This window comes from Mesorhizobium sp. M0923 (genome assembly GCF_040319365.1).
In the GTDB taxonomy this organism is placed as follows: Bacteria; Pseudomonadota; Alphaproteobacteria; order Rhizobiales; family Rhizobiaceae; genus Mesorhizobium.
The window spans coordinates 236,975-251,650 of the sequence record NZ_JAMYNW010000005.1 but is presented as its reverse complement, the minus strand read 5'-3'; the positions used below and the strand labels follow the sequence as shown (position 1 = coordinate 251,650).

The following is a 14,676-nucleotide window of genomic DNA, read 5'->3' as shown; positions in this document are numbered from 1 at the left end:
GACGGGGAGAGGGGGTCGCCAGCGTTGCGGCCATTCACCTTCTCCCCGTCCTCCACGGGGAGAAGGTGCCGGCAGGCGGATGAGGGGCGGCGCCGTGCTCTCCAAAAGATTCCTCCGCCGAGCGGCCATTGCGGGCATTTCCTTCGCCGCAATCACCGCTGTCGCCCTCTGGCAGCTCGACCGCGCTTTTCCGCCGCCGCTGCCGGCTGCGCTGACGGTCTCGACCGAGGTGCAGGACCGTGACGGCCAGCTGTTGCGGGCCTTCGCCACGCCGGATGGCTATTGGCGGCTTGCGACCAACCTGGACCAGGTCGACAACCAGTTCGTCGACATGCTGGTCACCTATGAGGACAAGCGCTTCTGGGATCATCAAGGCGTCGACGTGCTGGCACTGGCGCGTGCGGCCGGACAGTTCGCGACCAGCGGCCATATCGTCTCCGGTGGTTCGACGCTCTCGATGCAGCTCGCCCGGCTGATCGAACCGCGCGACAGCCGCAGCCTCGGCTCGAAGATCAAACAGATGCTGCGCGCCGTCCAGATAGAACGGCGGCTGTCCAAGCGCGAGATCCTCGAACGCTACCTGACGCTGGCGCCCTATGGCGGCAATCTCGAAGGCGTGCGCGCCGCTTCGCTCGCCTATTTCGGCAAGGAGCCGAAGCGGCTGACGGTCTCTGAGGCGGCCCTGCTCGTCGCTTTGCCGCAATTGCCGGAAAAGCGACGCCCTGACCGCAACCTCGAAGTCGCTCATGCCGCCCGCGACCGCGTGCTGACCCGCATGGTGTCGGCAGGCCTGCTCGGCGAACGCGAGGCCGCGCGAGCCGCGCTCGACGATGTGTCGGGGCTGCGGCGGACCTTGCCGGCGCTCGCTGCTCATGCTGCCTATGCAATGCTGCCCAAGGCCATTCCCGGCCAGAAGCTGCAACTGACGATCCGCAAGAGTGTCCAGGAAGGGCTGGAGCAGGTGGCCAAGGATGCTGCCGCCAAGCTCGGCCCTCGCCTCTCGGTGGCCATGGTGCTGGCCGATGCCCGCACCGGCGATATTCTTGGCGAGGTCGGCTCTGCCGATTTCTTCGATGCCAGCCGTTCGGGCTGGATCGACATGACCAAGGTCGTTCGCTCGCCTGGCTCGACGCTGAAGCCGTTCATCTACGGCCTCGCCTTCGAGCAAGGCCTGGTGGCGCAGGAGATGCTGATCGAGGACAGCCCGGCCGATTTCTCCGGTTACCGGCCGAAGAACTTCGACATGGGCTATCAGGGCGATGTCAGCATCAGGCAGGCGCTGCAATTGTCGCTCAACGTGCCGGCGATCCGCGTGCTCGACGCGGTCGGCCCGGCCCGGCTGATGGCGCGCTTTCGCCAGGCAGGCGTGATGCCGATACTGCCCGTCAACGAAGCGCCTGGCCTGGCGATCGGCCTCGGTGGCGTCGGAGTGACGCTGCGCGACCTCGTCCAACTCTATGCCGGCCTTGCCAATGGCGGCAAGGCACACACGCTGCATGACGGCACCGAGCCGGCGAACACCGAACGCTCGACCACCACCATCCTCGATGGTCAGGCGAATTGGCAGATCACCGACATCCTGTCGGGCGTCAAGCCGCCCCAGGGTGCCGCCCAACGCGGCATCGCCTACAAGACCGGCACCTCCTACGGCTATCGCGACGCCTGGTCGGTCGGCTTCGACGGCCGTTATGTGCTCGGCGTCTGGGTCGGCCGCCCCGATGCCGGCGCGGTGCCCGGTCTGTCCGGCTATGTCTCGGCCGCGCCCATTCTGTTCGAAGGCTTTGTCCGTTCCAGCCTAGCCGCCGTGCCGCTGCCAAGCCAACCGTCCGGCGTCCGCCGGCCAAAGCGCGAAGAATTGCCGGTGACGCTGACGCGCTTCGGCGCCGGCGTCGACGGGCTGGTGCAGGCGACGCCGACCGAACCTGCACCAACCATCGTCTTTCCGCCTGACGGCGCCCGTGTCGATCTCGGCACTTCCTCGGCCGACGCCTCGCCGCTGGTGCTCAAGCTGCAAGGCGGCCGCGCACCGTTCCGCTGGCTGGCCAACGGCAAGCCGCTGGTCGGCATCGACCGGCGGCGCACCGCGACCTGGCAGCCGGACGGCGCCGGCTATTCCACCCTGACCGTAATCGATGCGGCGGGGCGCGCGGCCAGTGTGAAGGTTTTTGTCGAGTGAAAGTTTCCCTTGAATAGTTTCCGGCAGGTGATTCAGCGGATTGGGTTTTACGCCTTGCTTTCGGCCGCCGGTATTTCCTCGGCCTCTGCTGACGCCCTCCCCGCCGGCTTTGTTCGGCTGGCCGACATCGATCCCAGTATCCGGCAGGATATCCGCTATGCCGGCCTCGAAAACTTCCTGCATCGCAAGGTATGCGGTTACGATGCGCCGGTATGCGTCCTCACCAGCCAAGCGGCGCAAGCGCTTTCCGCAGTGCAGAAAGCGATTGCTGCCGGAGGGCTGACGCTGGTCGTGTTCGACTGCTACCGCCCTGCGCGTGCTGTCTCCGACATGGGTGACTGGACAAAAACGAGCGGACCACCGGACCCGCAATGGTACCCAAAGGTCAAGCGCAAGGATCTCATCGCCAAGGGCTATATCGGCGAACTGTCCACCCATTCGCGCGGATCGACGGTCGATGTCGCCATCACGCGAGCGGACCGCAAGAGCGCTCCGAAACCGGCCTGCGGCGCGACCGATGCCGACACGCTGGATTTCGGCACCGGTTTCGACTGTTTCGATCCGACGAGCGAAACGGCTCACCGACCGATCGCCAGTGAAGCGGCGGCAAACCGCAAAAAACTTGTCGAGGCGATGCGCGCCGGCGGCTTCAAGAATTACGCACGCGAATGGTGGCACTTCACGCTGGAAAACGAGCCGTTTCCAAGAGAGCGCTTCAACTTTCCCGTCACCGCCGAATAGTCCGCCAAAACCTCGTTCGGACGCGACGCCGCCATTGCCGAAGAGCTAGCCGTCTCTAGATAATCGCGTCGGGAGCGCAGGTCCCGTGCAAGGGAAAATAGTTCCTCCTATCGCCGAAAGTAGGCGAAAAATTGCTTCAATAGGCCAAAAAAGGCAACATTGAATGCATCTAAATTCTATCAATTCGGTAGATTTGGCGCGAGTTCAACGGAGGCGGAAATGACCAAACCTCATTTCAGGAAACTGCTCGGCGCACTGGTCGCCACATCGGTCCAGTTCGGCACGCTCGGTTTCGCGTTTGCCGACACCACCATTCTCAACGTGTCCTATGACCCGACGCGTGAGCTCTACAAGCAATTCGATGAGGCCTTTGTCGCCCACTGGAAGGCCGAGACAGGCGAGACGGTGACCATCCAGCAGTCGCATGGCGGATCCGGCGCCCAGGCGCGCGCCGTGATCGACGGGCTCGACGCCGACGTGGTGACGCTGGCGCTCGAAGGCGATATCAACGCCATTGTCTCGAAAACGAAGAAGATCAATCCCGACTGGCGGACGAAATTCGAAAACAATTCGGCGCCTTACACCTCGACCATCATCTTCCTCGTCCGCAAGGGAAACCCCAAGGGCATTCATGATTGGGGCGATCTGGTCAAGGATGACGTCCAGGTGATCACGCCCAATCCGAAGACCTCCGGCGGCGCGCGCTGGAATTATCTTGCCGCCTGGGCCTATGCCAGCGCCAAGGATGGCGGCGACGAGGCCAAGACCAAGGGATTCGTTGGCAATCTCTATGCGCATGTCCCGGTTCTCGACACCGGTGCGCGCGGCGCCACCGTGACCTTTGCGCAAAAAGGGCTAGGCGACGTGCTGCTCGCCTGGGAAAACGAGGCCTATCTGGCGCTCGACGAGTTCGGCGCTGACAATTTCGATATCGTCTACCCGCCGACCTCGATCCTGGCCGAGCCGCCGGTCGCAGTGGTCGACGCCAATGTCGACGCCAAAGGCACACGCAAAGTTGCCGAAGCCTATCTGAGCTACCTCTATTCCAAGGAAGGCCAGACGATCATCGCCAAGAACCATTATCGCCCTTCGAAGCCCGACCTGGTGCCGGCGGAGGACCTGGCCAAGCAGCCTGAGATCAAGCTGGTCACCATCGACGACCCACTTTTTGGCGGCTGGAAGAAGGCACAGCCTTATCATTTCGGCGACGGTGGTATATTCGACCAGATCTATAAGCCGGCCCAGTAGCATTTAGATCAGGACGACATGACCACAGCACCCGCCAAGGCGGGGTGGCGGTTCAGGCAGCCGAGCGTCATTCCGGGTTTCGGATTGACGCTCGGCTTCTCGCTTGCCTACCTCACCCTCATCATCCTCATTCCCCTGTCCGGGTTGATCTGGCGCTCGGCGGCGCTCGGCTGGACCGACTTCTGGGCGATCGTCACCGACCGCCGCACCATCAACGCGCTTGAAATCAGCTTCGGCACCGCCTTCATTGCCGCCGCCGTCAACGTCGTCTTCGGCACGATCGTCGCCTGGGTGCTGGTGCGCTACAGCTTTCCCGGCCGCCGCATCGTCGATGCCATGGTCGACCTGCCCTTTGCGCTGCCGACGGCGGTTGCCGGCATCGCGCTGACCACGCTTTACGCACCGAACGGCTGGATCGGCAGCCTGCTGACGCCGCTCGGCATCAAAGTCGCTTATACGCCACTCGGCATTGTCATTGCGCTGATCTTCATCGGGCTGCCCTTCGTCGTGCGCACCGTGCAGCCGATCATGGAGGAGATCGACAAGGAGGTCGAGGAAGTGGCCGCAACGCTCGGCGCCAATCGCTTCCAGATCATCAGCCGCGTCCTGCTTCCCGGACTGGCGCCGGCCATCGTCACCGGTTTCGCGCTGGCCTTCGCGCGCGGCGTCGGCGAGTACGGCTCAGTCATCTTCATCGCCGGCAACCTGCCCTATAAATCCGAGATCGCACCGCTTCTGATTGTCATCAGGCTCGAGGAATATAATTACGCTGCGGCGACAGCGATCGCGGCGATCATGCTGGCGCTGTCCTTCGTGATGCTGCTGGTCATCAACCTGGTGCAGACGTGGAGCCGCAAGCGCTATGGCTGACCCGGAGATCAAATCCTACGCGCCGCACCACGAAAGCCAGTCGCCGGCGGTGACCGAAAGCCGCACGGCGAGAACCGTGCTGATGATCGTGACCTTTGCCTTCCTCGGCATTTTCCTGCTCTTGCCGCTGATCATCGTCTTCAAGGAAGCTTTCGCCAAAGGCATCGAGGCCTACACACAGGCGCTGTCGGAACCGGATACGCGCTCGGCGATCCGCCTGACGCTTCTGGTCGCGGCGATCTCGGTGCCGCTCAACGTCGTCTTCGGCATTTCCGCCGCCTGGGCGATTGCCAAGTTCGAGTTCAAGGGCAAGGCGTTCCTGACCACGCTGATCGACCTGCCGTTTTCGGTCTCCCCGGTCATTTCCGGCCTGGTCTATGTACTCCTCTTCGGCGCGCAAGGCCTGCTCGGTGCCTGGCTCAAGGCGCATGGCATCGTCATCCTGTTTGCCGTGCCGGGCATCGTGCTGGCCACCATCTTCGTCACCTTCCCCTTCGTCGCCCGCGAATTGATCCCGCTGATGCAGGAGCAGGGCAATGGCGACGAGGAGGCGGCCCTGTCGCTCGGCGCCAATGGCTGGCAGGCGTTCTGGTACGTGACGTTGCCTAACGTCAAATGGGGATTGCTCTACGGCGTACTGTTGTGCAATGCCCGCGCCATGGGTGAGTTCGGCGCGGTCTCGGTGGTGTCCGGCCACATACGCGGGTTGACCAACACCATGCCGCTGCATGTCGAAATCCTTTATAACGAGTACAATGCCGCCGCCGCCTTTGCCGTCGCTTCGCTGCTTGCCGGCCTGGCGCTCGTCACACTGGTCTTGAAAACACTTCTCGAGATGCGCTACGGCGCCGAGATCGCCGCGACGCGCGGACACTGACAAAATGCATGTCGCCCAAAAGTGGGAACCGGTTTTGGGATAACGACATGCATCAACTACAAAAGGGATTTGTATGGAAGTTCGCGTTGCCAACGTGCGCAAGGAGTTTGAGCGGTTTCCGGCCCTTCACGACGTTTCGCTCGACATCAAGTCGGGTGAGTTGATCGCGTTGCTGGGGCCATCCGGTTCCGGCAAGACGACGCTGCTCAGGCTGATTGCCGGGTTGGAGCGGCCGACCCGCGGAAAGATCTTCTTCGGCGAAGAGGATGCCTCGCAAAAGTCGATCCAGGAGCGCAATGTCGGCTTCGTCTTTCAGCATTACGCGCTGTTTCGCCATATGACGGTCGCCGACAATATCGGCTTCGGACTCAAGGTCCGGCACGGGCCGTCACGCCCGTCGGCGAAGGAAATCCGCCGCCGCGCCTCGGAACTCCTCAACCTCGTTCAGCTTTCCGGTCTGGAAAAACGCTATCCGGCGCAGCTTTCGGGCGGCCAGCGCCAGCGCGTGGCGCTGGCCCGCGCCATGGCGATCGAACCGGCCGTGCTTTTGCTCGACGAGCCGTTCGGCGCGCTCGATGCCCAGGTGCGCCGCGAACTGCGCCGCTGGCTGCGCGACATCCACGACGCCACCGGCCACACCACGGTCTTCGTCACCCATGACCAGGAAGAGGCGCTGGAGCTTGCCGACCGCGTCGTGGTGATGAGCCAGGGCCGCATCGAGCAGGTTGGCACCGCCGACGAGATCTACGACACGCCGAACTCGCCCTTCGTCTATGGCTTCATCGGCGAATCGAGCTCGATCCCGGTCAAGGTCGAGGACGGCCAGGTCTGGATCGCCGACCGGCCGATCGGGCTTTCCGCGCCGCACGCACCGCAAGGTGAAGCGACGCTGTTCTTCCGCCCGCACGACGTCGATCTGGTGGAAGAATGCAACGGCTGCATCGCCGGCACGGTTGTCGCCAGCCGCCGCGTCGCCGGCACCAGGCGGGTCGAGCTCGAAATCGGCGGCGAACGCCAGCGGGTCGAGATCGAGTTGCCAGTCGACCATCCGGCGGCGCAGAAAAGCCGGGTGGCTTTCAGGCCGCGGCGCTGGAAGCTTTTTCCGGCTGCTTGATCCTCTTTTAGGCGCTACACCAGCCAGTTCTCGACCTTCAGGCCTTTGATCCGGTTGAACTCGCCGGTGTTGGCGGTCACCAGGGTAGTTCCCAGTGCATAGGCGTGGGCAGCAATAAAAAGGTCGTTTTGGCCGATGGTCTGGCCCCTGCCTTCCAGCTCTGCGCGAATCGCGCCGTACTCGGCATCTACCGGCACATCGAGCGGCAAGACAGGAATCTCAGCCAGCAATTCCTCGACCTTCTTGAGCAACTTGGCCGACTCTTTCCTGGCGCAGCCATATCGCAGTTCCGAGGCGACCACGATGCTGGTACACACGGCGGCGTCTCCCACGCGCAGGGCGGCGGCGGCGGCTTTCCCGGCCGGATTTCGGATCATGTCGCTGATAATGTTCGTGTCCAGCATGAACCGCATCAAAAAAATTCCTCGGATTTGACAGGCATATCCTCGACTTCGGGAAAGTCCTCCTCGGAACCGGGGGGCGGCTCTTTCGCCCATTGCGCGAGCAGCGCCGTGAGGCCGGGTTTGCGAGCCGGCTCGATGATCAGGCGGTCGCCTTCACGACTGATCAAGACCTTTTCGCCGGGAAGTTCGAACTCGACAGGAATGCGCACCGCCTGACTGCGATTGTTACGAAACAGCTTCGCCTCTTTCGGCGGGGTTGTTGAATGGCGGCGTTGAGGCATGACGATAGCTCCTTGTATATACCATTTGTATATGCCAGACCGCGCGGCGATGCAATCGCCATCGCGTTGGCCGGCCGGGAACCATCGTGCACGCCGACGGCATCGGCACCGCTGCCAAGCTGCCCGGAAGACTCTGCCTGAAAGAAAAAACTAGAAATCCTCCACAGCGGGAATATTTCTTCTATCGACAACGTGGAGCGGCCGCTCTGCCTGCCTCGTCGCGCACAATGCCTTGCCGCTATAGTCCGGCAATAAGCGCACGCATTGGAGCCTTGTTTTCATGAAGCGATTTTTGCTTGGCGTCGCCACATTGGCCGGCCTGTTCCTCGCATCCTCCCAAGCCTGGTCGGCCGACAAATTGCTGAACGCTTCTTACGATGTCGGCCGCGAGCTGTTTGCGCAGGTCAACAAGGCGTTCGTCGCCGGCCACCCAGGCGTCACCATCGATCAGTCGCATGCCGGGACGTCTGCGCAGGCACGTGCCATCGCCGAGGGCCTCGGCGCCGATGTGGTCACCTTCAACCAGGTCCTCGACATCGACTTCCTGGTCAGGAAGGGTCTCATCTCCGCGGATTGGCAGAAAGATTTTCCCGACAACGCCTCGCCCTTCTATTCGCTGCCCTCCTTCCTGGTGCGCGCCGGCAATCCGAAGCACATCAAGGATTGGAACGATCTCGTGCGCGACGACGTCCAGGTGATCTTCCCCAATCCGAAAACCTCCGGCAATGCCCGGTACACCTACCTTGCGGCCACCGCCTACGCCAAGGAAGCCTTCAAGGGCGACGACGCCAAGGTGAAGGAATTCGTCACCAAGCTGTTCAACAACGTACCGATCTTCGACAGCGGCGGACGCGCCGCGACCACCACTTTCGTGCAGCGCGAGATCGGCGACGTGCTGATCACCTTTGAGTCGGAAACGCGCGGCGTCCGCAAGGAGTATGGCGAGGACAAATTCGAGCAGGTGACGCCCTCGGTCAGCCTTTTGGCCGAGTTTCCGGTGGCGATCGTCGACACGATCGCCGACGAGCATGGCACGCGCGACCTCGCCAAGACCTATCTCGACTTCCTTTATACGCTGGAGGGCCAGGACATCGCCGCCCGCAACGGCCTGCGGACCCGCGACGCGACGGTCGCCGCCAAGTACAAGGCTGAGTTTCCCGATGTCCGCCTATTGACGGTGGAGGATGTCTTCGGCGGCTGGGCCAAGGTCCAGGCCGAGCATTTCGCCGCTGGCGGCCTGCTCGACCAGACTTACGGCAGCCGCTGACGTCTGCAACCTCGTGAACTGATTGAAAGCGGGCGTTTGCCGGCTTTCTTCATTTGCTCGCCGAAAACGTGGCCTCCGCCCGTTCCGGACGCCCGCCCTCCAAAACGTTACGAAGAATCAACGCGTTTGCGCGCAATATGTCTTCGGGCGGCCTGTCTGCGCGAACGGCATCGCACGGCCAAACCGTCATTATTTGCACACAAACAGCCGCCAGATGCGGGTGGTTGGGGCTTAATGGGTTGACTCGGGCATGCTTACCAAAAAAGGCAAATACGGCCTCAAGGCTCTCGTGCATCTGTCCGGCCTGCCGGTCGGCCAGCTCGCATTCGTCAACGACATTGCGGTCGCCAACAACATCCCCAAGAAATTCCTGGATGCCATCCTGGGCGAGTTGCGCAATGCCGGCTTCGTCCAGAGCCGCAAGGGCAAGGAAGGCGGTTACCGCCTCGCCCGTCCCGCTTCCGAAATCAAGATCGGCCATGTCGTGCGTGTCCTCGACGGGCCGCTGGCGCCGATCCCTTGCGCCAGCCGCACACAATACCAGCGCTGCGAGGATTGCGACGAGGCGACCTGCCAGGTCCGGCACATGATGCTGGAGGTGCGTCAGGCGATCGCAGAGGTGCTGGACAACCGCAGCCTCGCCGCCATGCGCGACGCCGACAATGACGATTTCCCGGTCGAGCTGACGTCGCAGATTTAAATCTAGCATCAGGCCGGGCGCTTCACCGCCCCTAGCGGCGAGCGTGCCACTACCGGCGTCGACTGGATGATCGCCGTATTGGTCATCGCATGGGGAATGATCCGGTCGATCACCCGCTCGAGCTCGGCGACCGAGCCGACATGCGCCAGCGCGATGAAACAGTCTTCGCCGGTGACCCGGTCGCATTGGGCGATTTCCGGCAGGTCGCGGATGATTTCGGCCACGACGGCGAGTTGCCCCGGCACCGGCCTGATGCGCAGCCATGCCGACAGCTTCATGCCGAGCGCGGCCGGATTAATCCGCACCGTATAGGCCTCGATCACGCCGCTTTCCTGCAGCCGCTTGATGCGCTCGGCGACGCTCGGCGCCGACAGGCCGACTGAGCGCGCCAGTTCGGCAATACTGGTGCGCGCATCCTCCTCCAGCAGGCGCAGGATTTTTAGATCCGCCGGATCCAGATCGGTATTTTCATTTCGAAGGCGTTTCAGCGGAATACTCCTTGCTTTCGAAAAGGGAATAGCCGCAATGCCCGGCCATCATCCATATCAACGGCAAAAATCGCCTGCGATACTGACCCCATGGAAGATCGGACGCAAGCCCCAGCAGCAAGTCCGGCACTCGCCGGCCCGGCTTTTACCTTGGCAAGCTCGGTGCCGCCCCATCTGTGGTTCGGCGTCAGCGCCGTGTTCCACTATCTCGGCCCCGCTTTCGCAGTCCTGCTTTTCTCGCATGTCGGCGTGCTCGGCATGGCGTGGCTGCGCATCGCCACCGCGGCACTGGTTTTTGCCCCGCTGACCCGACCATGGGCGGTCTTCGCCCGCGCCGATCGCTCGACGCGGTTGTTGCTTGTGGGTTTCGGCGTCTGCCTTGGGGTGATGAATTGCTCGTTTTACCTGGCGCTCGACCGGCTGCCGATCTCGCTGGTAGCGGCGATCGAATTCGTCGGCACCATCGGCGTCGCGCTTGTCGGCCTCAGAAGCCCGCGCAATCTCGCCGCCCTTGCAATCGCCGTCGCCGGCACCTTGCTGCTCATCGACGTCAAATGGTCGAGCGATCCTGTCGGCCTGTTCTGGGCCTTCCTCAATGGCGCGCTGTTCGTCTTCTATATCGTGCTCGGCCACCGCGTCGCGCGCGCCGACGCTGGCGATGGCATCGCCGGGCTGGGTGCCGCCATGGCGGTCGCCCTTCTCGTCGTTCTGCCGATCGGTCTTGCCGATGCGCTGCCGGCGTTCTCGACGCCGCCGCTGCTGCTTGCGGCGGTCGGTGTCGGCATCTGCTCGTCGGTCATTCCCTATATTTGCGACCAGCTTGCCATGTCGCGGCTGCCGCGCTCCAGTTTCGCGCTGATGCTGTCATTGCTTCCGGTTACCGCGACGTTTATCGGCGTCATCGTGCTGCGGCAGGTGCCGAGCCTCACTGACTGCCTCGGCATCGCGCTGGTGGTGGCCGGCGTCGCCCTTCACAAACCGGCGCTGGCGCCCGCCTGATCAGGCCAACTTCTCCTTGAGGAAAGCGATCGTCCGCCCCCAGGCGAGGTCAGCCGCCTTCTTGTCGTAACGGGCCGCCGATGTGTCGTTGTTGAAGGCATGGTTGGCGCCTTCATAGACATAGACCGAATATTCGATATGGGCCGCGTCGAGTTCCTTCTTGAAGGCGTCGATGCCGGCATTGGTGCGGGTGTCGAGCCCGGCATAATGCAGCATGAGCGGCGCCTTGATCTTCGGCACGTCCTCGGCCTTCGGCTGCATGCCGTAATAGGCAACGGCGGCTGCAAGATCCGGCGCGTTGACGGCCAGCATGTTCACCGTGCCGCCGCCCCAGCAGAAGCCGACGGCGCCGACCTTGCCGTTGCCGTCCTTGTGGCCTTTGAGGTAGGCGACCGTTGCGACGGCATTGGTGGCGACCTGTGCTGGATCGAGCTGGGAAAACAGGTCACGTGCCCTGTTTTCATCGGCCGGCGTGCCGCCGAGCGGTGTCATGAAGTCCGGGGCAAGCGCCACGAACCCCTCCAGCGCCACGCGCCGCGCCACGTCGCGAATATGCGGGTTGAGCCCCCGGTTTTCGTGCACGACGATGACCGTGCCCAGCCTGCCGGTCTGACCCGCCGGCTTGACCAGATAACCCTTCATCTCGCCGCCGCTGCCTGGATAGCTGATGTCCTCGCCTTTCACGCGCGGATCGTTTTCCGCGACGATTGCCGCCTGGGCCGAATTCGCCGCCAGCAGCGGCGCGATCGCGGCCGCTGCCGCACCCGACCCGGCAAGCCTGGTCAACTGCTCCATGAAGCGCCGCCGGTCGAGCGTCAGATGCGTGTATTCATCATAGGCATCGATCATCGCCTGGGTAATGACAGGCTTGGCGGGGCCGGCAGGTGTTGTCATGGCGCGCTCCTAGGTCTTCGGCCCCCGGCAGCAACATAGGGTCGAAGCCTGGCTGGTCCAGTCACGGCTGAGTGAGGGCTGCCATAAGTCTCTGCACGATGGCCTTGATGCCGCGTTGGTCCAGCAGGCCGAGACAGCCGCCGGCCCGCAGCTGACCAACGAGGTACTTGCATCGGTACCCGACCTGAAAGGGCATCTCGGGCTCTGAGGAACTTCTCTATTTCGGCAGCGTATAGGCCATCACATAATCGCCCGGCTTGGTGCCGACCGAGCCGTGGCCGCCGGCAACGATGACGACGAACTGGCGTCCGTCGGCTACCGTGTAGGTCATCGGTGTCGACTGCCCGCCGGCAGGCAGCCGCGCCTGCCAGAGCTGTTTGCCGGTCGTCAGGTCATAAGCGCGCACATAGTCGTCGACCGCCGCACCGAGAAAGGCGACGCCGCCGGCAGTGATCATCGGCCCGCCAATGCCCGGCACGCCGACCTTGAACGGCAGCGGCAGCGGCGTCATGTCGTAGACGGTGCCGTTGCGATGCTTGTAGACGATCTTGCCGGTCCGAAGGTCGGCGCCGGCCACATAGCCCCACGGAGGCGCCTGGCAGGGAATGCCGAGCGGCGACAGGAATGGCTTCAATATCACTGCGTAAGGCGCACCGTCATTGCGGTTCAGGCCTTGTTCGCTGCCCTTGGTATCGCCCGGCGGCGGCACGTCGGCGCGCGGCACCAATTTGGAGATGAACGCCAGGTATGTCGGCATGCCGAACATCACCTGCCGGACCGGATCGACTGCCACGCCGCCCCAGTTGAAGGTGCCGAAATTGCCAGGATAGATCAGCGAGCCTTGCAGCGACGGCGGCGTATAGCGGCCCTCATACCGCAGCTTCCGAAGCTCGATCCGGCAGGCCAGCTGGTCGAACATGGTGATGCCCCACATATCCGCGCCGGTCAGTGGCTTCGGACTGAAGCTGAGGTCCGAGACCGGCTGCGTCGGCGAGGTATGGTCGCCTTCGATCGCGCCGCCCGGCGCCGGCACTTCCTTGACCGGAACGATCGGCTCGCCGCTGCGCCGGTCGAGCACATAGAGGTCGCCCTGCTTGGTCGGCCCGACCAGCGCCGGCACCACACCACTGGCCGTGGTTATGTCGACCAGCGTCGGCTGCGCCGGCACGTCCATGTCCCAGAGATCGTGATGCACGGTCTGCCGCACCCAGCGCAATTGTCCGGTGTTGAGATCGAGCGCGGTGATCGAGGAAGAGAATTTCTCGTCATTGGCGCTGCGTCCGGCGCCGAGCTGGTCCGGCGTCTTGTTGCCGAGCGGCACATAGAGCAGGCCGAGCTTCTCGTCGGCGCTCGCCGTCGACCACATATTGGGCGAGTTGTTGGTGTAGGTCTGGCCCGGCGGCAGCGGCGTCGTCTGGTCCGGATTGCCGGAATCCCAATTCCATAACAGCGCGCCGGTGTCGGCATCGTAGGCACGGATGACCCCGGACGGCTCCTGCGTCGAATAATTGTCGTTGACCGCGCCGCCGACGATGATCTTGTTGGCGACGATCAGCGGCGCGGAAGTCGAATAGTAATAGCCCGGCTTCGGATATGGCATGTTGGCGAGCAGGTTCAGCGTGCCGCCCTCGGCAAATGTCGGACAGACCTGGCCATTCGCCGCGTCGAGCGCGATCAGCCGGGCGTCCGATGTCGGCAGATAGATGCGCGTGGCGCAGGGCTGGCCGGCGGCGATCTTGGCATCGGCATAGTAAGCCACGCCGCGGCAGGTCTGGTGCTGGCGGTCCTTGTTGAGCTTGACCTGCGGATCGAAACGCCATTTCTCCTTGCCGCTCGCGGCATCGATGGCGATGGCGAAATTATGCGGCGTGCAGATGTAGAGCGTGTCGGCGATTTTCAGCGGCGTCACCTGATAGGTCGTCTCGCCGATGTCGTCGGGCCCTTTCACGTCGCCGGTGCGATAGGTCCAGGCCGGCTGCAGATTGGCAACGTTTTCGGGGGTGATCTGGTCGAGCGGCGAATAGCGCTGGCCATATTGCGTGCGACCGTAATAGTGCCATTCGCCGGCCGGCACATTGCCGCCGAGTTCGGCCGTCGGCGTCACCTTGTCGGTGTTGAGTTGGCCGGCAATATCCTTTGGGTCCGTCGTCATCGAATAACCGGCGACGCCGAGCGATGCCAGCACCGCGAGGATCAGCGGCGCTCGTCCGTCGGGACCGGTAAGCCCGCGCCGCGCCCATGGCGTCAATAGCCACAGCGCGACAAGCACGATGATGCCGCCGCGCGGGCCGAGCTCCCACCAGTCGAAGCCGGTTTCCCAGACAGCCCAGGCGAGCGTGCCGAGCACGATCGCCGCGTAGAGCCACAGCGCCGTGGATCTGCGCCTGTAGAGCAGCCAGGCAGCGATCAGGAAAGCTATGCCGGCGATGACGTAATACCAGCTGCCGCCCAGCGTCACGAGCCAGATGCCGCCGCCGCCAAGCGCCAGGCCGATGAGGAAAAGGATCAGGGAGGTGATGACCACAGCCAAGACGGTGCTCCTTCGACTGGTGCGCTCCGCGACGCGTCCATGGGCAACCCCGCATTGCGTGCCTGCCCCCACGCAACTTTCTCCGGC

General features: G+C 63.4%; 14 protein-coding genes. 9 read left to right on the top strand and 5 right to left on the bottom strand.

The window, feature by feature from the left end:
• The first annotated feature begins 79 nt into the window (after positions 1 to 79).
• From pbpC to NKH89_RS11265, 6 genes are all read left to right on the top strand, one after another.
• Positions 80 to 2,176: a penicillin-binding protein 1C gene (pbpC, locus tag NKH89_RS11290; protein ID WP_031194520.1), complete on the top strand. Its 2,097-nt coding sequence runs from the start codon at positions 80 to 82 to the stop codon at positions 2,174 to 2,176.
• Positions 2,177 to 2,230: 54 nt separating this feature from the next.
• Positions 2,231 to 2,917, top strand: coding sequence for a M15 family metallopeptidase (locus NKH89_RS11285; protein ID WP_352908870.1), 687 nt, complete (start codon positions 2,231 to 2,233; stop codon positions 2,915 to 2,917).
• A 219-nt stretch (positions 2,918 to 3,136) separates the two neighbouring features.
• Complete coding sequence (locus NKH89_RS11280; RefSeq protein ID WP_023720879.1) at positions 3,137 to 4,165, top strand: sulfate ABC transporter substrate-binding protein; 1,029 nt, start codon at positions 3,137 to 3,139, stop codon at positions 4,163 to 4,165.
• An 18-nt stretch (positions 4,166 to 4,183) separates the two neighbouring features.
• Complete coding sequence (gene cysT, locus NKH89_RS11275; protein WP_023720880.1) at positions 4,184 to 5,035, top strand: sulfate ABC transporter permease subunit CysT; 852 nt, start codon at positions 4,184 to 4,186, stop codon at positions 5,033 to 5,035.
• Positions 5,028 to 5,912 (top strand): sulfate ABC transporter permease subunit CysW, encoded by an 885-nt coding sequence (gene cysW, locus NKH89_RS11270; RefSeq protein ID WP_023720881.1) that lies wholly within the window; start codon positions 5,028 to 5,030, stop codon positions 5,910 to 5,912. The genes cysT and cysW overlap by 8 nt, the downstream gene beginning before the upstream one ends.
• A 73-nt stretch (positions 5,913 to 5,985) precedes the next feature.
• Entirely contained in the window at positions 5,986 to 7,026 is a 1,041-nt protein-coding gene (locus tag NKH89_RS11265; protein WP_352482922.1) for a sulfate/molybdate ABC transporter ATP-binding protein, read from the top strand.
• A gap of 14 nt (positions 7,027 to 7,040) precedes the next feature.
• Here the strand turns inward: NKH89_RS11265 and NKH89_RS11260 are convergent, their stop codons facing one another.
• Together NKH89_RS11260 and NKH89_RS11255 are read right to left on the bottom strand one after the other, a co-directional pair.
• The gene (locus tag NKH89_RS11260) at positions 7,041 to 7,439 is read right to left on the bottom strand and encodes a type II toxin-antitoxin system VapC family toxin (protein WP_023721147.1); all 399 of its coding nucleotides are present in this window, start codon (positions 7,437 to 7,439) and stop codon (positions 7,041 to 7,043) included.
• Positions 7,439 to 7,711, bottom strand: a complete 273-nt coding sequence (locus tag NKH89_RS11255) for an antitoxin (protein WP_352589939.1) — start codon at positions 7,709 to 7,711, stop codon at positions 7,439 to 7,441. Before NKH89_RS11255 ends, NKH89_RS11260 begins: the two co-directional genes overlap by 1 nt.
• Positions 7,712 to 7,991: 280 nt before the next feature.
• Here NKH89_RS11255 and NKH89_RS11250 point away from each other — a divergent pair, with 280 nt between their 5' ends.
• Positions 7,992 to 8,978 carry a sulfate ABC transporter substrate-binding protein gene (locus tag NKH89_RS11250; protein ID WP_023721149.1) on the top strand — a complete coding sequence of 329 codons (987 nt, stop codon included), beginning with the start codon at positions 7,992 to 7,994 and terminating at the stop codon, positions 8,976 to 8,978.
• A 250-nt stretch (positions 8,979 to 9,228) separates the two neighbouring features.
• The gene (locus NKH89_RS11245; RefSeq protein WP_006202816.1) at positions 9,229 to 9,678 is read left to right on the top strand and encodes an RrF2 family transcriptional regulator; all 450 of its coding nucleotides are present in this window, start codon (positions 9,229 to 9,231) and stop codon (positions 9,676 to 9,678) included.
• Between the two features lie 8 nt (positions 9,679 to 9,686).
• Here the strand turns inward: NKH89_RS11245 and NKH89_RS11240 are convergent, their stop codons facing one another.
• Entirely contained in the window at positions 9,687 to 10,166 is a 480-nt protein-coding gene (locus NKH89_RS11240) for an Lrp/AsnC family transcriptional regulator (protein ID WP_352483074.1), read from the bottom strand.
• Between the two features lie 90 nt (positions 10,167 to 10,256).
• Between NKH89_RS11240 and NKH89_RS11235 the strand changes: the two genes are divergently transcribed.
• On the top strand, positions 10,257 to 11,165 hold the full coding sequence (locus NKH89_RS11235) for an EamA family transporter (protein ID WP_352482917.1): 909 nt from the start codon (positions 10,257 to 10,259) through the stop codon (positions 11,163 to 11,165).
• Here the strand turns inward: NKH89_RS11235 and NKH89_RS11230 are convergent, their stop codons facing one another.
• Together NKH89_RS11230 and NKH89_RS11225 are read right to left on the bottom strand one after the other, a co-directional pair.
• Positions 11,166 to 12,059, bottom strand: a complete 894-nt coding sequence (locus NKH89_RS11230) for a dienelactone hydrolase family protein (protein WP_352788511.1) — start codon at positions 12,057 to 12,059, stop codon at positions 11,166 to 11,168.
• 217 nt (positions 12,060 to 12,276) lie between these two features.
• The gene (locus NKH89_RS11225) at positions 12,277 to 14,589 is read right to left on the bottom strand and encodes a glucose/quinate/shikimate family membrane-bound PQQ-dependent dehydrogenase (protein ID WP_352495137.1); all 2,313 of its coding nucleotides are present in this window, start codon (positions 14,587 to 14,589) and stop codon (positions 12,277 to 12,279) included.
• Positions 14,590 to 14,676: the final 87 nt, after the last annotated feature.